19 protein-coding genes are annotated in these 24827 nt (G+C 36.7%); 17 read left to right on the forward strand and 2 right to left on the reverse strand.

What is annotated here, in order from left to right:
• Window positions 1–76: 76 nt before the first annotated feature.
• The 9 genes from FTRAC_RS08085 to gcvT all read left to right on the forward strand — a co-directional run bounded on the left by FTRAC_RS08085 (window position 77) and on the right by gcvT (window position 9952).
• Complete coding sequence (locus FTRAC_RS08085) at window positions 77–2506, forward strand: heavy metal translocating P-type ATPase (RefSeq protein WP_013453750.1); 2430 nt, start codon at window positions 77–79, stop codon at window positions 2504–2506.
• A complete protein-coding gene (ccoS, locus tag FTRAC_RS08090) occupies window positions 2503–2709 on the forward strand; it encodes a cbb3-type cytochrome oxidase assembly protein CcoS (protein ID WP_013453751.1) in 207 nt (68 codons plus the stop codon). The genes FTRAC_RS08085 and ccoS overlap by 4 nt, the downstream gene beginning before the upstream one ends.
• On the forward strand, window positions 2699–4816 hold the full coding sequence (ccoN, locus tag FTRAC_RS08095) for a cytochrome-c oxidase, cbb3-type subunit I (protein ID WP_013453752.1): 2118 nt from the start codon (window positions 2699–2701) through the stop codon (window positions 4814–4816). The genes ccoS and ccoN overlap by 11 nt, the downstream gene beginning before the upstream one ends.
• 13 nt (window positions 4817–4829) lie before the next feature.
• Entirely contained in the window at window positions 4830–5033 is a 204-nt protein-coding gene (locus tag FTRAC_RS08100; RefSeq protein ID WP_013453753.1) for a hypothetical protein, read from the forward strand.
• Window positions 5017–5979 (forward strand): c-type cytochrome, encoded by a 963-nt coding sequence (locus FTRAC_RS08105; protein ID WP_041649640.1) that lies wholly within the window; start codon window positions 5017–5019, stop codon window positions 5977–5979. The genes FTRAC_RS08100 and FTRAC_RS08105 overlap by 17 nt, the downstream gene beginning before the upstream one ends.
• Before the next feature lie 252 nt (window positions 5980–6231).
• Complete coding sequence (ccoG, locus tag FTRAC_RS08110; RefSeq protein ID WP_013453755.1) at window positions 6232–7641, forward strand: cytochrome c oxidase accessory protein CcoG; 1410 nt, start codon at window positions 6232–6234, stop codon at window positions 7639–7641.
• Window positions 7642–7643: 2 nt separating this feature from the next.
• A complete protein-coding gene (locus tag FTRAC_RS08115) occupies window positions 7644–8063 on the forward strand; it encodes a FixH family protein (protein ID WP_013453756.1) in 420 nt (139 codons plus the stop codon).
• Between the two features lie 3 nt (window positions 8064–8066).
• Window positions 8067–8768, forward strand: coding sequence for a sulfite exporter TauE/SafE family protein (locus FTRAC_RS08120; protein ID WP_013453757.1), 702 nt, complete (start codon window positions 8067–8069; stop codon window positions 8766–8768).
• 95 nt (window positions 8769–8863) lie between these two features.
• Window positions 8864–9952 (forward strand): glycine cleavage system aminomethyltransferase GcvT, encoded by a 1089-nt coding sequence (gcvT, locus tag FTRAC_RS08125; protein ID WP_013453758.1) that lies wholly within the window; start codon window positions 8864–8866, stop codon window positions 9950–9952.
• 54 nt (window positions 9953–10006) lie between these two features.
• On the opposite strand, the gene FTRAC_RS08130 is transcribed toward gcvT, so the two are convergent.
• Complete coding sequence (locus FTRAC_RS08130; RefSeq protein WP_013453759.1) at window positions 10007–13594, reverse strand: ABC transporter permease/M1 family aminopeptidase; 3588 nt, start codon at window positions 13592–13594, stop codon at window positions 10007–10009.
• 11 nt (window positions 13595–13605) lie between these two features.
• Window positions 13606–14490 carry an ABC transporter ATP-binding protein gene (locus FTRAC_RS08135; RefSeq protein ID WP_013453760.1) on the reverse strand — a complete coding sequence of 295 codons (885 nt, stop codon included), beginning with the start codon at window positions 14488–14490 and terminating at the stop codon, window positions 13606–13608.
• Between the two features lie 281 nt (window positions 14491–14771).
• Here FTRAC_RS08135 and FTRAC_RS08140 point away from each other — a divergent pair, with 281 nt between their 5' ends.
• From FTRAC_RS08140 to FTRAC_RS08175, 8 genes are all read left to right on the forward strand, one after another.
• Window positions 14772–15530 (forward strand): peptidase associated/transthyretin-like domain-containing protein, encoded by a 759-nt coding sequence (locus FTRAC_RS08140; protein ID WP_013453761.1) that lies wholly within the window; start codon window positions 14772–14774, stop codon window positions 15528–15530.
• A gap of 164 nt (window positions 15531–15694) precedes the next feature.
• Complete coding sequence (locus FTRAC_RS08145) at window positions 15695–16972, forward strand: hydroxymethylglutaryl-CoA reductase (RefSeq protein ID WP_013453762.1); 1278 nt, start codon at window positions 15695–15697, stop codon at window positions 16970–16972.
• A complete protein-coding gene (locus FTRAC_RS08150; protein ID WP_013453763.1) occupies window positions 16969–17940 on the forward strand; it encodes a UbiA family prenyltransferase in 972 nt (323 codons plus the stop codon). The genes FTRAC_RS08145 and FTRAC_RS08150 overlap by 4 nt, the downstream gene beginning before the upstream one ends.
• Window positions 17937–20543, forward strand: a complete 2607-nt coding sequence (locus tag FTRAC_RS08155; RefSeq protein ID WP_013453764.1) for a PEP/pyruvate-binding domain-containing protein — start codon at window positions 17937–17939, stop codon at window positions 20541–20543. The genes FTRAC_RS08150 and FTRAC_RS08155 overlap by 4 nt, the downstream gene beginning before the upstream one ends.
• Complete coding sequence (locus FTRAC_RS08160) at window positions 20540–21628, forward strand: DUF3419 family protein (RefSeq protein WP_013453765.1); 1089 nt, start codon at window positions 20540–20542, stop codon at window positions 21626–21628. Before FTRAC_RS08155 ends, FTRAC_RS08160 begins: the two co-directional genes overlap by 4 nt.
• Complete coding sequence (locus FTRAC_RS08165; RefSeq protein WP_013453766.1) at window positions 21625–22284, forward strand: diacylglycerol/polyprenol kinase family protein; 660 nt, start codon at window positions 21625–21627, stop codon at window positions 22282–22284. Before FTRAC_RS08160 ends, FTRAC_RS08165 begins: the two co-directional genes overlap by 4 nt.
• Window positions 22281–23291, forward strand: a complete 1011-nt coding sequence (locus FTRAC_RS08170) for a GNAT family N-acetyltransferase (RefSeq protein ID WP_013453767.1) — start codon at window positions 22281–22283, stop codon at window positions 23289–23291. Before FTRAC_RS08165 ends, FTRAC_RS08170 begins: the two co-directional genes overlap by 4 nt.
• Window positions 23291–24826: an AMP-binding protein gene (locus FTRAC_RS08175; RefSeq protein WP_013453768.1), complete on the forward strand. Its 1536-nt coding sequence runs from the start codon at window positions 23291–23293 to the stop codon at window positions 24824–24826. The genes FTRAC_RS08170 and FTRAC_RS08175 overlap by 1 nt, the downstream gene beginning before the upstream one ends.
• The last annotated feature ends 1 nt before the right edge of the window (window position 24827 follow it).

A 24827-nucleotide genomic window follows, 5' to 3' on the forward strand; every position in this document is an offset into this window, starting at 1 on the left:
CAAGCCGAAGCCTGACTTAAGTCATGTTTTTGGACTGCTACAGCTATTACTTTTGAAAAATAAAAATTAGCCATTAATGAGTATATCAACAGCAAAAGAAAAAAACCTTGAATGTAGCCACTGTGGAGAAAAATGCGACCAAGAGCTAATCGAAAGCAATGGTCAGAATTTCTGCTGTGAGGGCTGCCGAACGGTCTATGAAATTTTGCTGGAAAACGACCTTGATAACTTCTATTGTGTTGCAGACGCTCCAGGTGTAAGTTCTAAAAAGAAAAAAGCCAGTAACTTCGAATTTCTCAAAGATGAGGCTTTTGCGAATAGCCTTTTAGATTTCAAAAATGAAGAAATTAGTAAGGTAAGATTCTATATTCCCGCCATTCATTGCAGCGCTTGTATCTGGCTTTTAGAAAAATTATATAAACTTAACTCTGGCATCATCAGTAGTCGAGTAGATTTCAATAAGAAAACAGTCATTATCTCATTTAAGCATCAGGAAATTGCTCTTTTGGAATTAGTGAAGCTATTAGACTCCATCGCATACACTCCTGATATTCAGTTAGAAAAATCTAAATCCAATACTTCTCCTTACAGAAGAATTTGGCTACAAATTGGAATTGCTGGATTTGTTTTTGGAAATAGTATGCTGTTTAGTTTACCGGAATACTTCGGGCTGAACTTGTTCGATGATGATATCATTTCGAAGATATTCCCTTTCCTTAATGCGGTATTGGCGCTACCAGTAGTATTTTTTGCCGCACAAGATTATTTCAAATCAGCATGGGGAGTGCTCAAGCAAAAGCAAATCAATATGGATGTGCCGATTAGTATAGGGATCGTTACATTATTTGTCTATAGTTATCACATCATCTTTTTCCAGTCTGGTTTGGGTTATATCGACTCACTTTCCGGGCTGGTTTTTTTCCTTTTATTAGGGAAATACTATCAACAAAAAACATTCGACCATTTAAGGTTCGATAGAGATATTCAGTCCTTCTTCCCTTTATCTGTAACCAAAATAAAAGGACAGCAAGAAGAACAAGTATTGCTCAATAGCATAATTCCTTCCGATATTTTAAAAATCAGAAATGAAGAAATCATTCCTGCTGATAGTCTTTTGATTTCAGATGAGGCTTCTATCGATTATAGTTTTGTCACAGGCGAATCCTTACCTGAAATCAAGCAAAAAGAAGAATTGATTTATGCTGGCGGAAGATTAAAAGGTGCTTCTATTTTGGTGCAAGTGAAGAAAAGTCCTTCACAAAGCTATTTAGCTCAACTTTGGGATGATGAATCCATTCAACAAGGCGCAAAAGCACAAGTTCAAAGCACGGCAGATAAAATCAGTAAATATTTCACTGCAGTTGTTTTAGCCATTGCTTTCATAGCTTTTGGTAGCTGGCTTTATTTAGGGGATTTTGAAAGTGGGATAAGAGCTTTTACCACAGTGCTGATTGTAGCTTGCCCTTGTGCACTAGCATTGGCCACACCTGTCACTTTAGGTTATGCCATGAGAATGTTGAGCAAAGCTGGATTTTTTGTAAAAAGCACTCAGTCAGTAGAGGATTTATCCAAAATTGATTCAATTGTTTTCGACAAAACAGGTACGCTTACATTTTCAGATAAAGCTGAGGTAGTTTTTGTAGGAAATATGCCAGAACATAAAGTATTAGCCGCTGTCAAAACTTTATTTAATCAATCCAAGCATCCATTATCTCAAATTATTTACAACTGGCTACCTTTTTATCCAACTCAAGAAATTGAGGATTATAAGGAAATAAGTGGACAAGGAATTAGTGCCAAAGTAAACGGACAAATCATCAAATTAGGCAAGAAGCAATTTGTGGATAATCAGGCAACTGATTTTGACAAAAAAGCCAATAGCTCTCAAGTTTTCATCAATGTAGATGGCTTGACTTATGGATCCTTCAATGTAAAGCATGTATTCAGAGAAAATATAGGTGATTTATTCGACAGCCTGAAGACTGATTACAAATTGAATTTATTATCGGGTGACCAAGCTGCAGAGAAAGAATACTTAACTCAATGGTTAGCAGAGGAAAATATGCATTTCGAACAATTGCCAGGAGACAAAAAAGAATTCATCACGAAATGGCAAGATGCTCAGCAAAAAGTTATGATGGCCGGTGACGGATTAAATGATTCCGCTGCCTTACGCAAAAGTGACTTTGGTTTGGCTATTACTGAATCTACAAGGCAATTTAGCCCTGCTTGTGATGGCATTCTTCTGGGCGAGAATTTGAAGCAATTACCTAATATCATGAAATTTTCAAAAGCCGCATTCAAATTAGTGATAGCAGGCTTTATACTCTCATTTTTATATAATGTGGTGGGCTTAAGTTTTGCAGTTCAAGCACTTTTATCACCCGTAATAGCGGCTATTTTAATGCCAATCAGTTCATTCTCAGTGGTGCTTTTAGCAACCCTTGGAACACGCTATCTAGCAAATAAATATTTATTGGGAACTGAAAAAAGCAGAGATATATGAACATACTAGTAGTATTAATAATAGTGAGTTTGATAGTAGCAAGTGGCTTTTTAGTGGCTTTTATTTGGGCTGTACGTTCCGGACAATTCGATGATGCCTCCACTCCATCTTACCGCATGTTGTGGGATGATGCCATCACTAAAAAAGAAAATAAATCAAGTAATCAATCAACAAATCATAAACAAGAATCACATGGAAATTGAAAAGTTTCATTATGACAACAAAGTCGTCAAATACTTTGCTATAGCAACAGTAGTTTGGGGCGCCATAGGGATGCTGGTTGGTCTTTTGGCCGCAACCCAGCTATTTGCACCTGAGGCTAATTTAGGTTCGGAATATACTACCTTCGGTAGGATAAGGCCATTGCACACCAATGCTGTTATTTTTGCATTTGTGGGGAATGCCATCTTTGCCGGAGTTTATTACTCCATGCAGAGATTACTGAAAACCAGAATGTTCAGTGACACTCTTTCATGGATTAATATGTGGGGCTGGCAGCTCATTATTCTCTCAGCCGTAATTACCCTTCCTATGGGATTTACCTCTTCAAAGGAATATGCTGAGCTAGAGTGGCCAATTGATATTGCTATCACTTTAATTTGGGTTGTTTTTGGTATCAATATGATAGGTACCATCATCAAAAGAAGAGAAAAGCACATGTATGTAGCCATTTGGTTCTACATTGCCTCTTTTGTTACGGTTGCAGTTTTACACGTGGTAAACTCTTTTTCACTACCCGTTGACTTCATGAAAAGTTATTCAGCCTTTGCCGGTGTTCAAGATGCATTGGTACAATGGTGGTATGGTCATAATGCGGTAGCTTTCTTTTTAACTACACCTTACTTAGGTTTGATGTACTACTTCTTACCGAAAGCTGCAAATCGACCTATTTATTCTTATAAATTATCGATTGTTCACTTTTGGGCTTTAATATTCTTATACATCTGGGCAGGACCTCACCACTTATTGTATACTTCTTTACCTGAATGGGCACAAGCATTGGGTACTGCCTTCTCCATTATGTTGATTGCTCCATCTTGGGGTGGTATGGTAAATGGACTTTTAACCTTGAGAGGTGCTTGGGACAAAGTTTCAAAAGACCCAATCTTAAAATTTATGGTAGTAGCCATTACTGCTTATGGTATGGCTGTTTTCGAAGGCCCAATGTTGTCTTTAAAAAGTGTGAATGCGATAGCACATTATACTGATTGGATTGTAGCACACGTTCACATTGGTGCTTTAGGTTGGAATGGCTTCTTAACCTTTGGTATGCTTTACTGGATGATTCCACAAATGTGGAAAACGAAATTATTTTCAACCAAATTAGCAAATGCTCACTTCTGGTTGGGTACTTTAGGTATTATTTTCTACGCATTACCGATGTATGTATCAGCTTTCACACAATGGTTAATGTGGAAAGAATTTACTCCAGAAGGTATATTACAATACCCTAACTTCTTATCTACTACCCTACAAATTATCCCGATGCATATGCTAAGAGCATTTGGTGGTTTACTCTACCTATCAGGTGTTTTTGTAATGGTTTACAATTTAATCAAAACTGCTAAAGCAGGAAGTTTTGTAGCCAATGAAGCTGCTGAAGCTCCAGCTTTGGAAAAAGCAGTAAGCAAAGGAAAAGAGTACTGGCACAGGGTATGGGAAAGAAAACCGATTTTCTTCACCATCTTAACTACTGTAGCCATTTTAATTGGTGGAATATTCGAATTAATCCCATCCTTTATGATGAAAGATAATGAAGCCACTAAAATTGAGGCAGTAAAACCTTATACCCCATTAGAGTTGGAAGGTCGGGATATTTACATCAGTGAAGGCTGTGTGGGTTGTCACTCACAAATGATACGACCTTTCCGATATGAAACGGAACGATATGGCGAATACTCCAAAGCAGGTGAGTATGTCTATGATCATCCGTTCTTATGGGGGTCTAAACGGACAGGGCCAGATCTACACAGAGTAGGTGGCAAATATCCTGATTCCTGGCATTTCAACCACATGTATGATCCAAGGTCAATGTCACCAGGTTCAACCATGCCGCCATATCCGTGGTTATTGGAACAGCCTTATGACTTAGAAGGACTTCCTGATAAAATTACGGTAATGAGAAAATTAGGAGTTCCTTACGAAGAAGGTTTTGAAGATGAAGTTCAGGCTAATGCAATGGCGCAAGCTGAAAAAATTGTCAAAAGTCTTGAGGCTGACGGAATTGAAACAGTTCCTGAAGCCAAAATTGTAGCCTTAATCGCCTACTTACAGAGATTAGGTACAGATATAAAAGTTGCAGATAAATAAAAATTGAAAAGACATGTTTAAGCACTATTTCGAAACAATTGAAAATGTGGAAATATTCCCCATCATTTCGCTAAGTATATTTTTTATTTTCTTTATCGGACTGATTTGGTGGGTGATAAGAGCAGATAATGGCTATATCAAAAAAATGAAATCCTTACCCATGGAAGAGGATATTGTTACATACAAAAATGATTCAAAAGATGAAAAAAGTCACTAAAATGATATGGAGCAGCCTTTTCCTTTTAGGATTGGCCGTAACACCAGTTTTTGCACAGGTGGAAGAAACTGTGGAAGAAATGGAAATTGAAAAAGTTAGTATGTGGGAACAACTCATGCAATCAGAACAAGGCCGTCTATTATTATTAATAGGCGGGCTTCTGCTTGTGTTGATCGTATTAATGGTTATTCTGGCTGTATTAATGTTGAAAACTGCTGATTTAATTTTAAATAAAAAAGCAGCTGAAAAAGGTGAGGAACGCTTAAGTTTCTTCAAGCAATTTAAGCAAAAATGGATTACTGGTAAATTTAAGCCTGTTGATAAGCAAGGTGACATGATGCTGGACCATAATTATGATGGAATTCAGGAAATGGATTACAGCATGCCACCTTGGCTAAGATACGTATTTATAGGAACATTCTTATTTGCTGTTTTTTATGTGCCCGCCTTCTTGATTTTCGATATTATTCCTGACCAACAAACGGAATATCAAGCTTCTATTGAGGAAGCAGCACTTAGAGCTGAGGCTCGTGCAAAAGCAGGCATGGTTCAAATCACTGCTGAAACTGCTGAGTTACAAACTGATGAAGAAGTAATGAAAGCAGGACAGGTTTTATACAAAAAGAACTGTGCCGTTTGCCATGCCGATGATGGTGGTGGCGGAGTTGGTCCAAACCTAACAGATGATTATTGGATACACGGAAATGACATTAAAGGTGTATTTACTACAGTATCTGAAGGTGTGCCAGCTAAAGGCATGATTCCATGGAAGGGGAATCTAAGTCCGAAGCAAATTCAGGATGTATCAAATTATGTTTTGAGTTTAGTGGGTACTACCCCTGCTAGCCCGAAAGAACCACAAGGCGAAATCAAAAAGCAAGAAAAAGCGGAAGAACGCATAGAAGAGAATGTGGATGAATTGCCTGAGGTGGAGGAAGTGGAGTAGAAATAAATTGAAACCTGACAGGTTTTAATTGCTTTTTCATGCTCAACTTCAATTATTTATGAAAGTGGATTAAAGTAAACCTGACAGGTTTAGGTTGATGCAAGTGGTCGGTGTGCCACCGACCATGGCTCACTTTCTACCCCGGTCGGTGGCACACCGACCGGAATCTGGGCTAAAAAATTATAATAACTCATAGACCTTCCAGGTTTTGAAAACCTGGAAGATCAAAAAGTACAACATATAACTAGTAAAATGGACAATTTAGACCAAGAACAATTTAGAGGACAACTCTCCACCGTTGGAGAGGGAGGAAAGCGGAATTGGATCTATCCCAAAAAACCAAAAGGGATTTTTCATAATTACAGAAGGGTTTTGGCTTGGTTGCTATTAATATTATTCTTTGCAGGCCCTTTCATAAAAATTGGAGGGCATCCTTTACTGTTATTCAATATATTTGATCGTCAGTTTGTGATTTTAGGAAGTGTTTTCTGGCCACAAGATACTCACCTGTTAATTTTCCTATTACTGATATTTGTAGTCTTTATTTTGCTCTTCACTGTAGTATTTGGAAGAGTCTGGTGTGGTTGGGCTTGCCCGCAAACCGTATTTATGGAAATGGTTTTCCGAAAAATTGAATACTGGATTGAAGGAGATGCTAACCAACAAAGAAAACTAGCTAAAGCTCCATGGACTTGGAACAAAATCTGGAAGAAAACGGCCAAACAAGGAGTATTTCTGCTCATTTCCTTTTGGGTTTCTCATACATTTATGGCTTATCTAATTGGAATCGGTGAAATGACTGAAGTCATTCAAGCTGGTCCGCAAGCCAACTGGAGTGCTTTTACTGGACTATTAGTTTTTACTGGCATTTTCTATTTTGTATTTTCCTATTTCAGGGAACAAGCTTGTACAGTAGTTTGCCCGTATGGAAGGCTACAGGGTGTTTTCCTCGATAAAAAATCCATAGTGGTGATTTATGATTGGTTGAGAGGCGAACCAAGAGGGAAATTAAAGAAGAATGAACCTCAAGCTGATAAAGGCGATTGCATTGATTGCAATTTGTGTGTGCAAGTTTGTCCTACAGGTATTGACATCAGAAACGGGACTCAAATGGAATGCGTGAACTGCACCGCCTGCATTGATGCTTGTGATGAAGTAATGACAAAAATTAATAAACCAAAAGGACTAATTCGCTTTGACTCTGAAGAAGGCGTAGAGAAAAAGAAGAAAAAGCTGATTACTCCAAGGGTTATGGCTTACTCTGTAGTTTTGGCTATTTTGGTTGGTGCAATGGGATTTTTATTGGTGGGCAGAGCTCCAATTGAAGTTACTATGACTCGAACTCCAGGCTCTATTTATCAGATTAAAAATGATTCTATTATTAGCAATATGTATCAAATGGAGATGATCAATAAATCATTTGATCCTATGAACTTGACTTATAAGATTAAACCACAATCCGCAAATTTATTTTTTCCTTCAGGACCAATTGAAGTATTGGAAGGGCAAGAAAAAGATGAAGTTTATGTATTTGTGGAAATGACTAGAAGAGAATTTGCAAAAATAGATGAAAAAATCCAAGTTGAAATTTACCGAGAGGATGAATTGATTCAAACCATTGATTCAAGATTTCCTGGACCTAACACTTTTAGTAGAAAATAATTATGAACTGGGGAAATAAAATAACATTAGTATTTATAGGATTCGTGATTCTGATCGTTTCCATGGTCATTTTCAGTACACAGCAAGAGTTCGACATTGTGGAAGAGAATTACTATGAAGAAGAAATAGCCTACCAAGGAAAAATAGAGGAAATCCAAAATGGAAATGACTGGAATGGAGTAGTTTCGGTGAAGCAGGAAGGCAATAATCTGGCCTTGAAATTTGAAGGAGCTGAAAAGGTAAATGGTAAAATTCAATTTTATAGACCAGCAGATGCAGATTTAGATTTTTTTGTTCCCATCAGTGAGGAATTGAACATTCCAATTGAAAAATTTAAGGCAGGCAGCTGGAAAATTTCTTTTAACTGGGAAATGGATGGCAAAAGGTATTTTAAAGAGGAACAAATTTTTATTCAGCGTTAAAAAATGATCTGGGCAGCACTAAGCATAGGTTTATTAGGCGGGATACATTGCACTTTTATGTGTACCCCATTAATGCTGGGCGTTTTCCGAAATCAATCCATGGCTTGGGGATTTGCTGCTTACCAAACTGGTAGGATTGTCACTTACATCATTTTAGGTTTAGCTTTAGCTTTTGTTGGGGAAAGTTTATCCATCTTAGGTTGGCAAAATAGTCTCTCCATCATCATGGCCATTTTCATAGTTTATTTTTATGTATTGCCTGCTCGTTTCAGGTTTTTAAAGTTTATCAATAAAATCGAATCAGTTCCCTATCAAAAAGTAAAAGATGGATTCAAAAAATTTATAGGCAAGCAAGATATTCTCTCCAGATTTTCAATTGGTCTGCTAAATGGACTTTTACCATGCGGGCTAGTGTACTTAGCACTTTTAAGCTCCTTTGCTACCGAAACCATAATGGATTCTGTTGTGTTTATGGCTGTTTTCGGACTTGGCACACTACCTTGGATAGTAGGAAGCGTTTGGGCTGGAAAAGTTACTTTCAGAAAATTAAACGGAATTACTCAGAAGTTAAGACCTGCCTTGGCCTTAACACTTGCTTTATTCTTATTCTTGAGAGGACTGGAAGTGCAATTTATTCATATTCCGCTTCCTGATTTAGGACAGGCACAAACTACCATGGATATTCCAATTTGTGGGGAGAGGTAAAAAACCAGTATATAAGTTTAAAATATCCACTTCCAAAACCCCATATTTTCCATACTTTTGCCTATCAGGAAATTTAAGATCATAATTCAACTACTATGGAATTGAAGAAAATTGCAATAAACCACATTCACGAGCAACTAGGTGCTAAAATGGTACCCTTTGCCGGTTATAATATGCCTGTTTCCTATACGGGTCTGATTGAAGAACATAACACTGTCCGCAATACTGTTGGTATGTTTGATGTTTCCCATATGGGAGAATTCCTTATTTCTGGTCCAAAAGCATTGGACTTGATTCAAAAAGTATTTAGTAATGATGCTTCTACATTGGTAGTTGGAAAAGCGCAATATGGCTATTTACCAAATGATAATGGCGGAATTGTAGATGATTTATTGATATACCGAATAGGAGAGGAAGAATACATGTTGGTTGTGAATGCTTCCAATATTGAAAAAGATTGGAATTGGATAGCCAAACAAAATGAGGGCTTCGGAGCTATAATGAAAGATATTTCTGATGATTTTTCTCTTTTTGCCGTACAGGGTCCAAAAGCTGAGGATACTTTACAGAAGTTGACCACTGCTATGGACTTATCTGCTATCAAGCCATTCCACTTTCAAGTAGCGCCTTTTGCAGATACTAAGTATGTGATTATGTCCAACACAGGATATACCGGTGCAGGTGGTTTTGAAATTTATTTACACAATAAAGATGCGGAAAGTGTTTGGCGCAAAATTTTAGATGCAGGTGAAGAGTTTGGCATCAAACCTATCGGATTAGGTGCAAGAGATACCTTAAGAATGGAAATGGGATTCTGTTTATATGGAAATGATATAGACGATACCACCTCTCCAATAGAAGCAAAACTAGGCTGGGCAACCAAATTCACCAAAGATTTTATCAATGCCGAAGATCTTAAAAAGCAGAAAGAACAAGGTGTTGAACGTAAACTAATCGCCTTTCATATGAAGGATAGAGGTATCCCAAGAAAAGGATATGAAATTTTGGATATGGATGGCAACACTATTGGAGTTGTTACATCAGGAACCCAATCTCCTACTTTAGGTCATGGCATTGGAATGGGCTATGTTAAAACAGATTTTGCGAAACCTGAAACAGAAATTCAGATTGCGGTTAGAAAAAATCAATTGAAGGCAGTAGTAAAGAAGTTACCTTTGATTTAAATAAAAAAAAATAGCCTCCGAAGAAATTCAGAGGCTATTTTCATTTTTGTTATATTACTCAATTAACTCCTCTTTCACACTCTTGATATTATCCTTAAAGACTCTATCAATCAAAAGATGTCTCGGATCAATACCCGCCTTTGCAGGGATATTATCCACCACAAAAGTAAAATCCATTTCTTCTTGATCGATTTTAACTCTCTTTTGGAACATTAAATCTTCTTCCTCTGCATCAGCAAATAAACCAATATCAATCCAATCATTAATGGGAACATTCGTTTCATTACCCAAACTGTCTGCTTTTATTTTCTTGCTTTCTACTTTTAAGTTGACCTCGTAAACGCCATCCTCAATTTTCCGATAGCTAGCATCTGTCATTCTATTGTCGTACAAAGTGATTTCCTTAAACCAGTCATCGATTAGATATTTCATAGAATCTGGAACCTGAGGTTCTAAATACTCGAGAAAATCAAGAGAAGTCGGATATGGGGGACCTTTGTAGCGATACTCCTCTAGGAATCCTCTCATGGCTTTGTTCACATTGTCTTCGCCTATATAATCCTGCAAAGCAAATAGAATAACACTCCCTTTTCCATAATGAATATACCCTTGATTCTCTACTTTATAGAGTGGTAATTCTTTCTCTAATTCTCCACTTCTACCTCTTAGATATCTGTTATGATTATACTTATTAAACTCTCGCATTTTCATAGGATCATCGGTTTTACTTTTCATCGTCATCAAAGAGGAATACTCAGAGAAGCCTTCACTAAACATAGTGCTACCTTGCATTTCCGCTCCAATCACTTGATGAGCCCAGTATTGATGGGCAATTTCATGCGCAATAACCGCATCGATCACATTATTCTCGCTTTCATCTTCCAAATTGATCACAAAACCAAAAGACTCGGAATAAGGCATAGTACCCGGAAAAGCTTGAGCAAAATTGGCATATCGTGGGAATTCTATAATTCTGCTTTGTTTATGATAGTAGGGACCAAAGTTATCTGTATAATATTGCAGCGATTTTCTGATAGCTGATTGCATTTTAGGCACATTGACCTCATGCTTTTTATCATAATACACTTCTATATCAACATCATTCCATTTTTCTCTGGACACCTCAAATCGTGCTGAAATAAAAGAGTAAAAATTCATAGATGGATGATCCACTTTATAGTGAAAATATTTTCTCCCATCTTCTTCCCATTCTTTCAGTAAACTACCAGGTGCAATGGCTATTTGATCTGAAGAAGTAGAAATCACGGTTTCTACCTCTATGAAATCCGACAAGCCATTTGTTAAGTAGTTTTTGTCACAAGCAGGCCCACAATTTTCTTCCAGAGCAGGCATTCGTTCCTTTTCTGGCAAATCATATTTCTTACGTGTATTATTGTCGCTTATCTCAGCTCTTGAATTGTACCCTAGAGAAGGTAACACTTCAAAATTATTCAAAAAGGTACCATTTTCTACTATTGAAGTATTGCTCACCTGATTTTCAAATCCTTTGGTAATATAATTATTCAAAATGGTAGCATTCATGCTATCTCCAGGTTGAAAAGGCTTAGCCAATTTGTAAATCCGATAATCAAATTCATCATCTTCAAAAACCAATTCTGCTCCCTCGATCAATATTTCCGTATCCCAAGCAGGATTACAGCTAAAATGAAGTGAATCGATCGCTACATCCGTTTCATTTGTGAATAAAACCTCAGCTTTTACTTTCACATCTCTTTTATATGGAAATATATCAATAAAATAATCGACAGCGCCTATTTTCGGCATAGCGATATCTTCATACTTTTTATAAGTCTTTTCGTACTCTATCGCCTGTAATTCTCGTTCATCTGAAGTATCATACGTATTCAAAACTTGTGTATTGTAAAATACAAAACCCGATAAAGATAACCACACCGCAATCACTAAGAAAAAACTAATCTTAAATGACTTAGGCATTCCCTTTCTCATCAACTTTATTTTTTCTTTGAAAGTTGCTGTGGTTCCTCTTTTCCAAATCATGGTCGCTAAAAACAAGCAAATTAGTGCAAAGGAAATCCAATAGAAATTGAACCAAATAGAGCTCATTAAGGCTGGTCCAAAAGCATTCATATCAGAATAAATGATCCTAGGAGTAGCACCCAAGGAAATCATATTACTTTGAATATCTACAATTACCAATAAAATATCTAATGCAAAAATTAAGATTATAGAAATGAAATAGCCAATATATTTATTGCTCACCATCGCATGAATCAACACCATCACCATGCTGTAAATAATGTAATAGCCGAGATAGCTGATAAAAAAGTCGCTGAAATATAATCCCAGTTCTATTCTGCTATAACCTGATCCTAATTGATAAATCACGGCACTCAATACGAAGAAGGCATAGAGCACAATGGTAATAGCCACCAAGCTACTCACTTTAGCAATTAAAGAAATAAAAGACTGATGCGGAGTGGCATCTATTACTTCATTGATGTAATTGTCTTTATCTCGCCAGATCAATTCCCCACTAAAGAACACCACGATTATGATGGTGAAAAGACCCGATACACTGGAAATAATATCCAGCATTTTATAGGTAACTGGATAAGATTGCAAACCAAAATACTCGAAGCCTCCTGCTAAATTTGAAATCAGCATTAACAAACTGAAAATGATCAAAATCTTAAAAGTGGTGCTTTTAATAATACTCAGAAAGTTGATATAAAAGAAGCTTCTAAACTGCTTCCATGATGTTGCTGAAGAAAAGTTAATAGAAACGTTCGGCAAAACAAATGGCTCTCTTTTGATGGCCTTCTCCTTCTTCTCCGCTTTTACTTTTTTATTTTTCTGCTGGAAGCTAAAACTAAAATAAGATGCTAGGAGAATAATCAAGCCTACTCCAAACCAAAGCAATCTATTATATAGTAATATCGGAGTCAACTGCAGTCCCAAAGAATTCTTTTCTACTGGCGTATAATACTTTGACATGAAGGAATAGGTCCTGATGCCGAAAGTATCTAAAAGTGCTGCCATACTCTCGTTTTCAATGTCCGACATTAAGGTTCCTGATATAATATAGGCAACAATAACTGCCAATGCTCCCACAAATGAGATCACCGTGTTTTTCCAGATATTCGCGAAAGCAAAAATAATTGCGCCTGCAAAAAACATATTAGGTAAAACTATGAAAAAGTAGTTATTGATAAAGGAAGAAAGATAAAAAGCCCCAAAGCGATCGGCTTCAATCCAGCCAAAAATAGGAGCTAATGCAGAGCCAATTAAAATCCCTAAAAACACACCCAACATTGGGACAGTAGCTAGAATTAGTGCACCAAAGAAGCGACCAAGAAAGTAGCCCGACTTCTTGATGGGAGTACTGAACAATATTTCATTGAATTGATTTTGATAATCTCGTAAAGCCGCATTATTGAAAAATGCAGTAGCTATTATCAGACCAAATATGGTCATCACTCCGGTATAAACCGCGATGATATGAGGTGCATTCCTGTATACATTACCTATTGAGCCTCCAATGGTCACATTATCGCTGACCACCGCAAAAAAGACCAATAGACCTAATAAAGCCGTGAAGATATAAATCATCGGCTGCTTAAAGGTGTACTTTAATTCAGTTGTAAAGAAGTGTTTAAACATGTCTGATGAGTTTATACTAAGATGTTAGAAGTATTGATTTTTGAGAAGAATACATCTTCTAAATTTGGCTGAACCTGCTCAAAGCCATCACCAGGATTACTATCACTGAAAATGTGAATCAAAGGCTTTCCTCCTACCATTTTATTAGAGATGATAGAATATTCTTTAGCATAATTATCTAACTCTTCTCTCTGAACGATTTTTTGATAAACTTTTCCAGATAGATCTTCAATTGCTGCTTGAGGAGCCCCTTTAAATACGATTTCCCCTAGGTTCATAATTGCCATATTGGTACATAGTTCACGAACATCGTCTACGATATGAGTAGATAAAATTACCACTACTTTTTCACCCACATCCGCAAGTAAATTATAAAATCTATTTCTTTCACTAGGATCCAAACCGGCAGTTGGCTCGTCTACTATTATCAATTTTGGATCTCCAATCAGAGCCTGAGCAATGCCAACTCTTTGTTTCATTCCTCCTGAAAACCCTTTGATCGCTTTACTTCTTTTATCATAAAGATTCACTTTATCCAAAAGGTATTTCACCATTTCCTTTCGCTCGGATTTTTTAGAAATCCCTTTCAAAATCGCCATATGATCAAGCAATTGTTCAGCTGTTATCCTAGGATATACGCCAAATTCCTGTGGTAAATAGCCCAAGACTTTACGTAGTTCATCGGGTTGGTTTAAAATGTCAATTCCATCTAATTGGGCACTGCCTGTATCTGCTTCTTGCAAAGTAGCAAGTGTCCTCATTAATGATGATTTTCCAGCGCCGTTGGGTCCTAAAAGACCAAACATGCCGTTATCAATTTCCAAATTGATATTATCTAATGCTTTTACGCCATTCGGATAGGTTTTCGAAAGCTGGCTGATAGTAAGTTTACTCATGTTCCTTTTTTTAAATTTAAATCTCAGTATATAGATGCACTAATCGATACATTAGTAACTCGAAAAATAATATTTATTACTAAACTTACATCTACCTTTCATATAAAAGATCAAAGGATAATAAATAGGATAAATGGTTAAAACTTAGAAGACGGCATTTTTTTGGGCTAATATCCAAAACACCACGTGCATAATTATTAAAAACTATTTAAAAAGATACATAATATAAATTCGCACATTTAGTTTATAGGTAAGTATTCAATAAAAATACTCCGCAATTCATGAAATCAGTTTTTTACCTTCTAATACCTTTTTTAACAATCAATTCAGCTTATGCTCAAACATTAACAGGTATTGTACAATCATCCGAAGATGGTTTAAGCATAGAAGGAGCACATGTTGTGAATATTTCTAAGAATGAAATGGCGATTTCTTCTCAAATGGGGAATTTTACGATAGTGGGTGAAATAGGTGATACATTAATAGTCAGCAATATTAATTACATCAAGAGACAGTTCATTGTGAACACAAAAAACCGAATATCAATATTACTGACACCGAACTTAATTCAGCTTGAAGAAGTGATCGTCAGCAACCTCCCAAAGACTGCAAATGACTTCCGTAAAAAATTGATAGCAATGCCGATGCAGGATAATGGTAAATTTTTACCTTACGGTATGAAACCTGCAAAAACAAGATCTGAAATCCCCCCTCTTTACAACCGAAGTCTGAATAGTGGTTTAGGATATGTGGTTATGAACCCATTGAAGAGCATCACAAGAAAATTGAGTAGTGAATATCAAGAAAAAGTAAAGTACTATGCTCTTAAAGCAGATGAAGACGATAAAATCCTAAGAGATAAAAAATTTAATAGAGCATTAGTAGCTTCCCTTACCAAATTAGAAGCCGATGAACTCACCAACTTTATCCATTTCATGGATCTAGCTGATTCATTTATTAGCAATGCTTCAGATTACGAAATTGCTAAGAGAATACAGGAAGAGCTGAAAAAGTATCAAAACGAAGAAAGAAAGGAATAATCAATTTTTAAGATATTCACAATGCTATATTTTCTACTCATGAGGAATAGGCTCAAGAACCACAAATTAAATACTATAGTAAAAAACATGAGTTTAGGATATGATTATTTAGTATAAGAATTTACATTTACTTAATTTAGAAAGACTGAATCAACTTAAAAGCTATGTCTTCATCCAGTGAACGAACCAAAAAAGCACTTGAAACCCTCAGCAAGCTTCAAGATATTTCTGAGCTTATCAGTAAAGTGCAAAATAAAACTGGGGATGTGGACGATAAACAATTTTTCCCAATAGAATTTCCGGCTAGTAAAGAAGGAACAAAAAACAGACAAGCTTTTATAAAAGAGGAGCTTCAACTAAAGCCCAATCATTTATTTCAAGAAGGTAAAAAATTGACCGCAGAAGATTTCAGGGGCAATATTGAAAGTTTCATAGGTTGTAGCCAAGTCCCGACTGGTATGATAGGTCCAGTGAGAGTAGTGGGTTCTGTAGCACAAGGAGATTTTTATGTCCCTCTGGCAACAACCGAAGGCGCATTAGTAGCTTCCTATCAAAGAGGGGCTAAAGCATGCACGCTTTCCGGTGGTGCCACTTCCATTTGTTTGATCGAATCTGTGAAAAGATCCCCTGTTTTCAAATTTGACAACTTAGGCGACTTAGGCGGATTTCTGGTTTGGTTTTATAATCAAACCGATCAGTTGCATGAATTAGTCAAAAAAAGTAGTCGTTTTGCTCAACTGCAAGATATCAGTTCCAATATTGAAGGCAATCACCTTATTTTAACATTTGAATTTCAAACAGGAGATGCTTCCGGACAAAATATGGTGACTATCTGTACTGATCAGATTTGTCAATTTATTCTAGCCAAAAGCCCTATTAAACCTAAGAAATGGTATGTAGAAGGAAATTATTCTGGCGATAAAAAAGCTACTTCTCTATCTTTTTCAAGCGTTCGTGGCAAAAAAGTAACAACGGAAATCACACTACCTGTGTCAATTGTAAAAGATGTATTGAAAAGCAGTCCGAAGCAAATGGAAGAGTATTGGAAAACCTCCACCTTGGGAACTATTCAAAGTGGTGCCATAGGCGCACAAGGTCATTATGCCAATGGGCTTACTGCCCTATTTCTGGCAACCGGGCAAGATGTGGCCTGCATTGCCGAGGCAGCAGTTGGCATAACCCGGATGGAGGTCAATGAAAATGGCGACCTGTATGCCAGTGTTACTTTACCAAATTTAATTGTGGGGACCATTGGCGGAGGAACAGGATTACCGACTCAAAAAGAGTGCTTGGAGTTAATGGATTGCTACGGTGAAGGCAAAGCACGGAAATTTGCTGAAATATGCGGAGCCGTTGTTTTAGCAGGTGAGTTATCCATTGCGGCCGCATTATCAGTTGGTCATTTTACATCTGCACATCAAAAACTAGGTAGAACAAAATGAGTGATTATATCATCAATCAACATAGTAAAGAAGAGGAAAACAAAGCATCATTCTTAAAAAGATTATATATCTATCAAAAAGAAAGATTCCCCATTTTAGGACATGGAGTTTTAGTTGCTGTTTTCAGTTTTTCAGCAATATCCTATTCAAGAATCAGCCGCGGTGCCGAAGGCTTTGTCAGCACAGAAAAATTTCTACTGGGAATTTTTACTACTATTACACTCTTTCTACTAGTCCGCATATTGGATGAATTCAAGGATGCTAAAGATGATGCAAAATTCAGGCAAGAACTACCGGTTCCAAGAGGACTAATTTCCCTGAAAGAATTAGCCGCTATCGGATGGGTTGTTTTTATAGCCCAAATCATCATCAATACTGTTTTCTTTCCAAAAATGTTACTGCTATATGCCGGAGTCATCATTTACCTGCTATTGATGACCAAAGAATTTTTCATTGCCGAATGGCTGAAAAAGCATCAATTTTGGTATGTCACTTCTCATATGTTCATCATCCCCTTTATAGATGTCTATGCCAGTGGTCTCGATTGGTTTTTGGCTGATGTCCAAGCCCCGGTCGGATTACTTTTTTTCTTTGCCGTATCTTATATGAATGGCATTGTCTTAGAAGTCGGCAGAAAAATAAGAACTCCTCAACAAGAATCAGAAGGTGTTTTGACTTATACCTCCATGTTGGGGATTCCAAAAGCTGTTTACCTTTGGATTGTAGTATTATTTGCAACTCTCCTGCTGAGCATTACCGCTTCCTATTTTGCTAATTATAGCATGGAAATCTATATGATTTTATTGTTTGTATTTTTGATTTGCCTCTTCCCAGCCTTCCTTTTTTTAGGAAAGAAAGATGCCAAAACAGCAAAATTCATTGAACATGCTTCCGCCATTTGGACCATTGCCATGTACCTGATCCTAGGCGCTGGCCCTATGATTTCACGTTTGATTGGTTCAATATGAAAATCATTTCAGAAAACGATATTGAAATTATTGACATTAAAAATGCTGGTGGAAAAGGAACAAATCTGATCCACCTAAAGAATCAAGGTTTTCCCGTTCCTAAATTCATTATTATTCCTGCAAATGAGTTGACTGATCTGATTTCTCAAAATGTAAATGACGATAATGCTATTATCAATTTCATTGAAAATTACCGATTCCCTGATAAATTTATTCAAGACATCGAAGGGTTATTTGGCAATCAGGCACTGCTAGCGGTTCGCTCTTCTGCCAGCATGGAAGACGGCCAAGAATCTTCATTTGCCGGTTTATTTGAAAGCATGATGTACGTTCCGATTTCGGATATTCAATCTGCCATTCGAAAGGTTTGGTTGTCTGTATATGCTGAGCGAGTAAAAAAATACATACATTCCAAAAAATTAGACAGTAGACATCTTTCTATTGCCATTATTCTACAGGAAATGGTAGAGGCAGATGTTTCGGGAGTGGCTTTTGGGGCTAATCCAGCAGATGGAAATGAAGAGGAGCAAATTATTAATGCTGTATTTGGCGCAGGTGAAGGCTTGGTTTCTGGACAATTAGATGCAGATATGTACTTGATCAACGCTGCAGGAATAAAAGAAGAAATTGCTGACAAAAAGCATCAATTGCTTTTTGATGATCAAAGAGGTCATGGATTGAAAAAAGTTACTCTTACTACAGAGAAACAAAAGCAATCCACGCTAAACTCATCTCAAATTTCAGAATTAAAAACCCTTCTTTCCCAACTGAGAAATCATTTTAAAGCTCCACAAGATATTGAGTTTGCCTATCGAAATAAGGAATTATATCTATTGCAAAGCCGTCCGATCACAACTGGAAATAATAAAAGCAAAACTGAAAATTATATCCTGTGGGATAATAGCAACATCATAGAATCTTATCCTGGTGTAACCACGCCTTTGACTTTTTCATTTATAAGTCAATCTTATCAGCAGGCCTATCAGCTTTTCAGTGCTTATATGGGTGTTGATCCAAAAGTAATTGCTAAAAATCAACAAGTTTTTAAAAACACATTAGGGTTAATAAGAGGCAGGGTATATTATAATCTAAAAACCTGGTATTTGATGTTAGCCATGTTGCCGGGCTATAGCCTCAATGCCCGCTATATGGAAACCATGATGGGCGTTAAGGAACGCTTTGACATTCCAAAAGACTATATCATTTCAAAAGGACAAGCCTATTGGTCAATCGCCAAAACTGCTTTTAAGATGCTGAAGCGGATGTTTTCTTTACCGAGAAAACGGAAAGAATTCATGCTGTTGTTGGAGGAAATCATCTCCCAATATAAGGCCATTGATTTCAATTCAAAATCTGCACCTGAACTTTTGAAACTATACCTAGACTTCGAACAACAGCTGCTCAATCAGTGGAAAGCACCTTTATTGAATGATTTCTTTGCCATGATCTGGTTTGGCAGTTTGCAAAAGAGCACGGTCAAATATTTGAAAAGCGAAAATCCAAATATTCATAATGACTTGTTATGCGGAAGCTCTGATATAATTTCTACCCAACCTATACACCGAAGTATTGCCATAGCCACTTTTATAAATCAAGATGAGGATTTAAAAGCATTTTTCGAGGGTTCTCCTGAGATCGTCTGGAAGAATTTACAATCAGAAAAAACAGATCCTGATATTCTAGCACTTAACAAAAAAATTGAAGATTATATCCATGATTTTGGTGAAAGATGTGTGGGCGAATTAAAGCTCGAAACGCTATCGTATGAACAAGCTCCAGAGCAACTGATCCGCGTTTTGCAATCTTATGTGCAGCAAAATATAACGGTAAAATCGACCTCAGGCAATTTAGAACTAGAGTTGCGAGCAAATGCTGAAAAAGAAATTCAAGAAAAATTAAGATTCAAATTTATCAAAAAATGGTGGCTGCGCTATATTCTTAAAAACACCAGACAGTTGGTGAGTGGACGAGAAAACTTGAGATACGAAAGAACAAGAGCTTTCGGAATAGTCAGAATGCTATTTTCTCATATCGGAAAAAGGTTTTATGAAGAAGACCTCATCGAAAACAGTCGGGATATATTCTATTTGACTAAATCTGAAATAGAAGGCTATATAGAAGGACGCGCAGTTTTTAGTGATTTGAAATCTAACATAACCATTCGAAAAGCTGAATATGAGCGCTTTGAAACTGAGGAACCTCCTCCAGAAAGATTTTCAACGAATGGCATTGTGTATAGCAGTGAAATTTCTGGAAGCGAAGAAACCAGTTCAAATGATGGAGAACTGAAAGGAATTGGTTGTTGCCCTGGAAAAGTACGAGCCAAAGTCCGCTTGGTTAAACATCCAAATGAAGTAGACAGCCTAAACGGAGATATTTTAGTTACTTCTAGCACGGATCCAGGTTGGGTCACCTTATTCCCCTCAGCTTCAGGCATCATAGTAGAAAGAGGAAGTTTGTTGAGTCATTCTGCTATTGTCTCCAGAGAAATGGGGATTCCCTGTATCGTAAGTGTTACAGGCTTATTGAAACAATTAAAATCGGGAGATGAAGTGCTGATGGACGGAAGCTCAGGTATCATTAAAATCCTTGAAGCAAAATGAGCAGCTCCATTGAAAAAGTAAGTTTTGACAAAATTAGATATGCAAACTGCTGGGAGGATGCAGATATTTTATTGCAAGGACTTAAGCCTGCTTCAACTAGTAAAATTTTATCCATTGCTTCTGCTGGAGATAATAGCTTTGCACTACTTTCTAGCAATCCTGAAATAGTGGTTGCTGTAGATATCAGCAAAACACAACTGCACTTATGCGAATTAAAGAAAGTAGCCATCCAAAATTTAGAGCGAGAAGAGTCCTTACAATTTCTTGGATTTTGGCCTAATGAGAATAGACTGAAAACCTATGAGAATTTAAAATCGCAATTAGGTCGGGAGGCAAAAGCCTTCTTTGATCAACAGAAGAGCGAAATCCAAAATGGAATCATCCATCAAGGGAAATTTGAAAAGTATTTCCAATTATTCAGTGAGAAAATATTGCCATTCATACACTCTAGAAAAACAATCAAAAAGCTATTTCAAGAAAAGTCTGAATTAGCACAAATAGATTTTTATAAAAATAAATGGAATACCTGGCGTTGGCGAATGCTATTCAAGCTATTCTTTAGTAAAGCCATAATGGGAAAATTCGGAAGAGATCCTGAATTCTTAAAGCAAGTTGAAATTCCCGTAGCAGAATATATTTTCCGCAAGGCGGAAGTGCATTTGCAATCCCAAAGAGCTCAACAGAATTTCATTCTAAACTACAACTTAACAGGAGAATTCGGTGTCCATTTACCGTATTATCTTAGAGAAGAAAATTATGGCAACGTCAAAGGAAATTTGAAAGCCCTACAACTTTTTGAAGGATATGCACAAGATGCAATAGGTCAATATGATGCATTTGACTACATGAATTTGTCCAACATATTTGAGTATATGGATGTAGAAACATTTCAAAATACTGGCAAAGAATTAATCAATGGATTAAAAAAAGAAGGTAAAATGGCTTACTGGAATTTGATGGTAGCTCGCCAATTATCTAAGGAATTTCCACGGGATTTAGCCTTTCAAACTTCATTGTCAGACACTTTAACACAAAAAGACAAAGGCTTTTTCTATCACCAAATACTCATAGAGCAACGGAAATGAAAGTAGATTTGATTGCGATTTCTTTACTTGCAGTATCATTTCTTTTCCTATTTGGAATGACAGAATTACTGTACCATCGATTCAAATGGAAAGTCGAACTCACCAGAAAAATCGCACATATCGGTACTGGAATCATCACCCTACTATTTCCAATTCTACTGACTAGCCATTGGTCTGTTTTACTACTTAGCAGCAGCTTCTTATTACTCCTGAGTTTAAGCATGCGGTTTAATTTTCTGCAATCGATTAATGATATTGATCGCACCTCCTATGGAAGCCTATTATATCCAATCTCAGTTTACGGCTGCTTCTATGCTTATGACAGCTTTAATCAAGAAATACTTTTTTTCTATTTACCTATTCTAACTTTAGCTATTTGTGATCCTATTGCTGCTTTAGCAGGAAAAAGAAAGCCTTTTGGCAAATACAAAAGAGGCAGCAAATCGCTTTCAGGAACTCTTGGTTTTATGGGATCTTGCCTGATCTTATCATGCATTTTGATGTGGATGCTGACGGATCTCAATACATTCAATATAATTCTATACAGCGCTGTAGTGGCTGTCTTAACTAGTTTGACTGAAACCATTAGCGGCAAAGGATTTGACAACCTCAGCATCCCGCTAATAGTCATCATTATCTTAAAATTCATTTTATGAGTCTTAAAATCAAAAAAATATCTCCCGAATCGGCTGAATTCAACAGATTCTATAATTTCCCAAAAGGAATTTATCCTGAAGATAGTCCCAAATGGAAGGTGCCGGAGGACTTTGATTTTAAGAATTTGATTGCCATTTACGGAGTAGAAGATGAAAACAATCTTCTAGCAAGAGCCGCTTTATACCAAAACCCTAATTTAAATTTTCAAAATCAACCAACATGTAGCATCGGAAATTATGAAGCCGAAAATCACCCGAAAGCAGCACAAATTTTAATTGATCAAGTTTCTGAAGATGCCAAAAAGTTAGGAGCAAAATTCCTTTTAGGGCCTATGAACGGAAGTACATGGAGCACATACCGTTTTGCGGAAAGCACCAATTCACCATTCTTTTTGGAACCTCATTACCTGAATTATTATCAAAAACACTTTTTAAACGCAGGTTTTAAGTCTGTCAGGAATTACAATAGTAAGCTGGTGGAAGAAATCCCTACAGATTCTTTAGAGCCTGAAAATGAGCTGATTGAATTACAAAAATCATTAAAAGTGAATGTTCGCCCCATCAATATGACTGATTTTGCTGGCGATCTTAAAAAATTGCACGAATTAGTTCACCAAGCCTTTGCTCATAATTTTTTATTTACGCCTCTCGGAAAGGAAGAATTTGTACAAAAATATATGAGCACTGAAAAAATTCTTAATCAAGAATACACGCGCATTGCTGAAGATGAAGACGGGAATTTCCTAGCTTTTTTCTTTTGTCTGGATGATCACCTGAATCCTGCGGAAAAAAGATTAATTATTAAAACCATAGCTCGCCATCCTGACCCAAAATGGAAAGGTTTGGGACAATTAATGGGCAGTCTGCTATACCGAAAAGCTAAAAAAGATGGATATCAATCCATAATCCACGCCTTAATGGATGAAGATGCGAATTCTTCCAGTATCTCTACCAAATTTGCCGGAAAACCTATAAATCGCTACTTTCTGTATGCAAAAGAACTCTGATGGAAGCTGGCCAATTCAATATCGTCTCTCTTTTTACGGAATCAGCAAAGCATTTTCCTGACCGAATCGCGATTATTGAGAAAGAAACTCAAATCACTTACAGTGAATTAGCGAAAGAAATTGATATTACGGCTGCCTATTTTCAGCAAAAAGGAATTTCAAAAGGAGATCGTGTCCTGGTATTTGTACCGATGGGAATTGACCTTTACAGAATTGTCTTAGCTCTTTTTAAGATCGGTGCTACAGCGGTATTTTTAGATGAATGGGTGAGTTTCAAAAGATTAAATCTTTGTTGCAAAATTGCAGATTGCACCGCTTTTATTGGAATATTGAAGGCTAGAATACTCACATTTTTCTCATCTGAAATTAGAAAAATTCCCGTTAAATTGGGCATTAACTACAAAGAGGTAAAAAATTCTTACCAATACATTACAACTGATTTAGATGATATCGCACTGATCACTTTCACTACAGGAAGCAGTGGAACTCCTAAAGCGGCCAAGCGAACGCATGGGTTTTTAAGAGCACAATTTGAGGTTTTGGAAAAGAAAATTGATCCTGAAATTTCTAAAATTGATATGCCGGTTTTGCCCATTGTATTAATGATCAATTTGGGAAAAGGACTAACTTCGGTAATTGCTGATTTTAAAGCTTCCAAACCCGAGAGCCTTAAAGCTGACAAGATAATTGCACAAATTGAAAAACATCAAGTGGAAAGCATAGCCTCATCGCCTTATTTCGTATTAAACTTGGCCAAATATGCACTGGAAAACGACCATCCCATTAAAAATATAAAACGGATTTTCACTGGTGGTGCAGCTGTCTTCCCGGAAGAAGCACAATCTTATGTAGACGGGTTTCCAAATTCTACTTCAAAAATTTTGTACGGCTCTACGGAAGCAGAACCCATAAGCAGTGTGAATGCAAAGGAATTAGCCCACAGAAATTTAACGAAAGACAAAGGCCTTTTTGTTGGACCAATAGATGCATCTGCCACTGTTTTGATTATGCCTATTGAAGATCGAGCTCTTGAATTTAATTCATTGAATGATCTTCAAAATTTCAGTTTGGATGATGGGGAAATAGGAGAAATCATAGTTTCTGGTCCGCATGTTTTAAAAGAATATGTCAATAATCCAGATGCGATGAAAAGGCAAAAAATATGGGTTGAAGGTAGATGTTGGCACCGAACTGGGGATAGCGGTTTTAGAATTGGAAATGAGTTATTCCTCACGGGACCTTGTAATGCTCTTATTCAAAATGAAGCTGGATTTTTATCACCTTTCCTATATGAGGAAATCCTGAAATCTAATAATGGTGTAAAGGCAGGAACGATTATCCGAATTAGAAATAAAAATTATGCGGTTGTTGAAATTGAAACAAAGGCAGATTCCAATGCAATCACAAAAGAACTCCTGAGAATTTACGCCATTGATGATGTTCATTTCATGGAAAAAATACCAAGAGACCCACGTCACTTTTCCAAAATAGAATATAAAAAATTGAAGTTGATATTGAAGCAAAAACTCAAGTGAC

Origin of the sequence: Marivirga tractuosa DSM 4126, assembly GCF_000183425.1 — a bacterium.
Lineage (GTDB): Bacteria > Bacteroidota > Bacteroidia > Cytophagales > Cyclobacteriaceae > Marivirga > Marivirga tractuosa.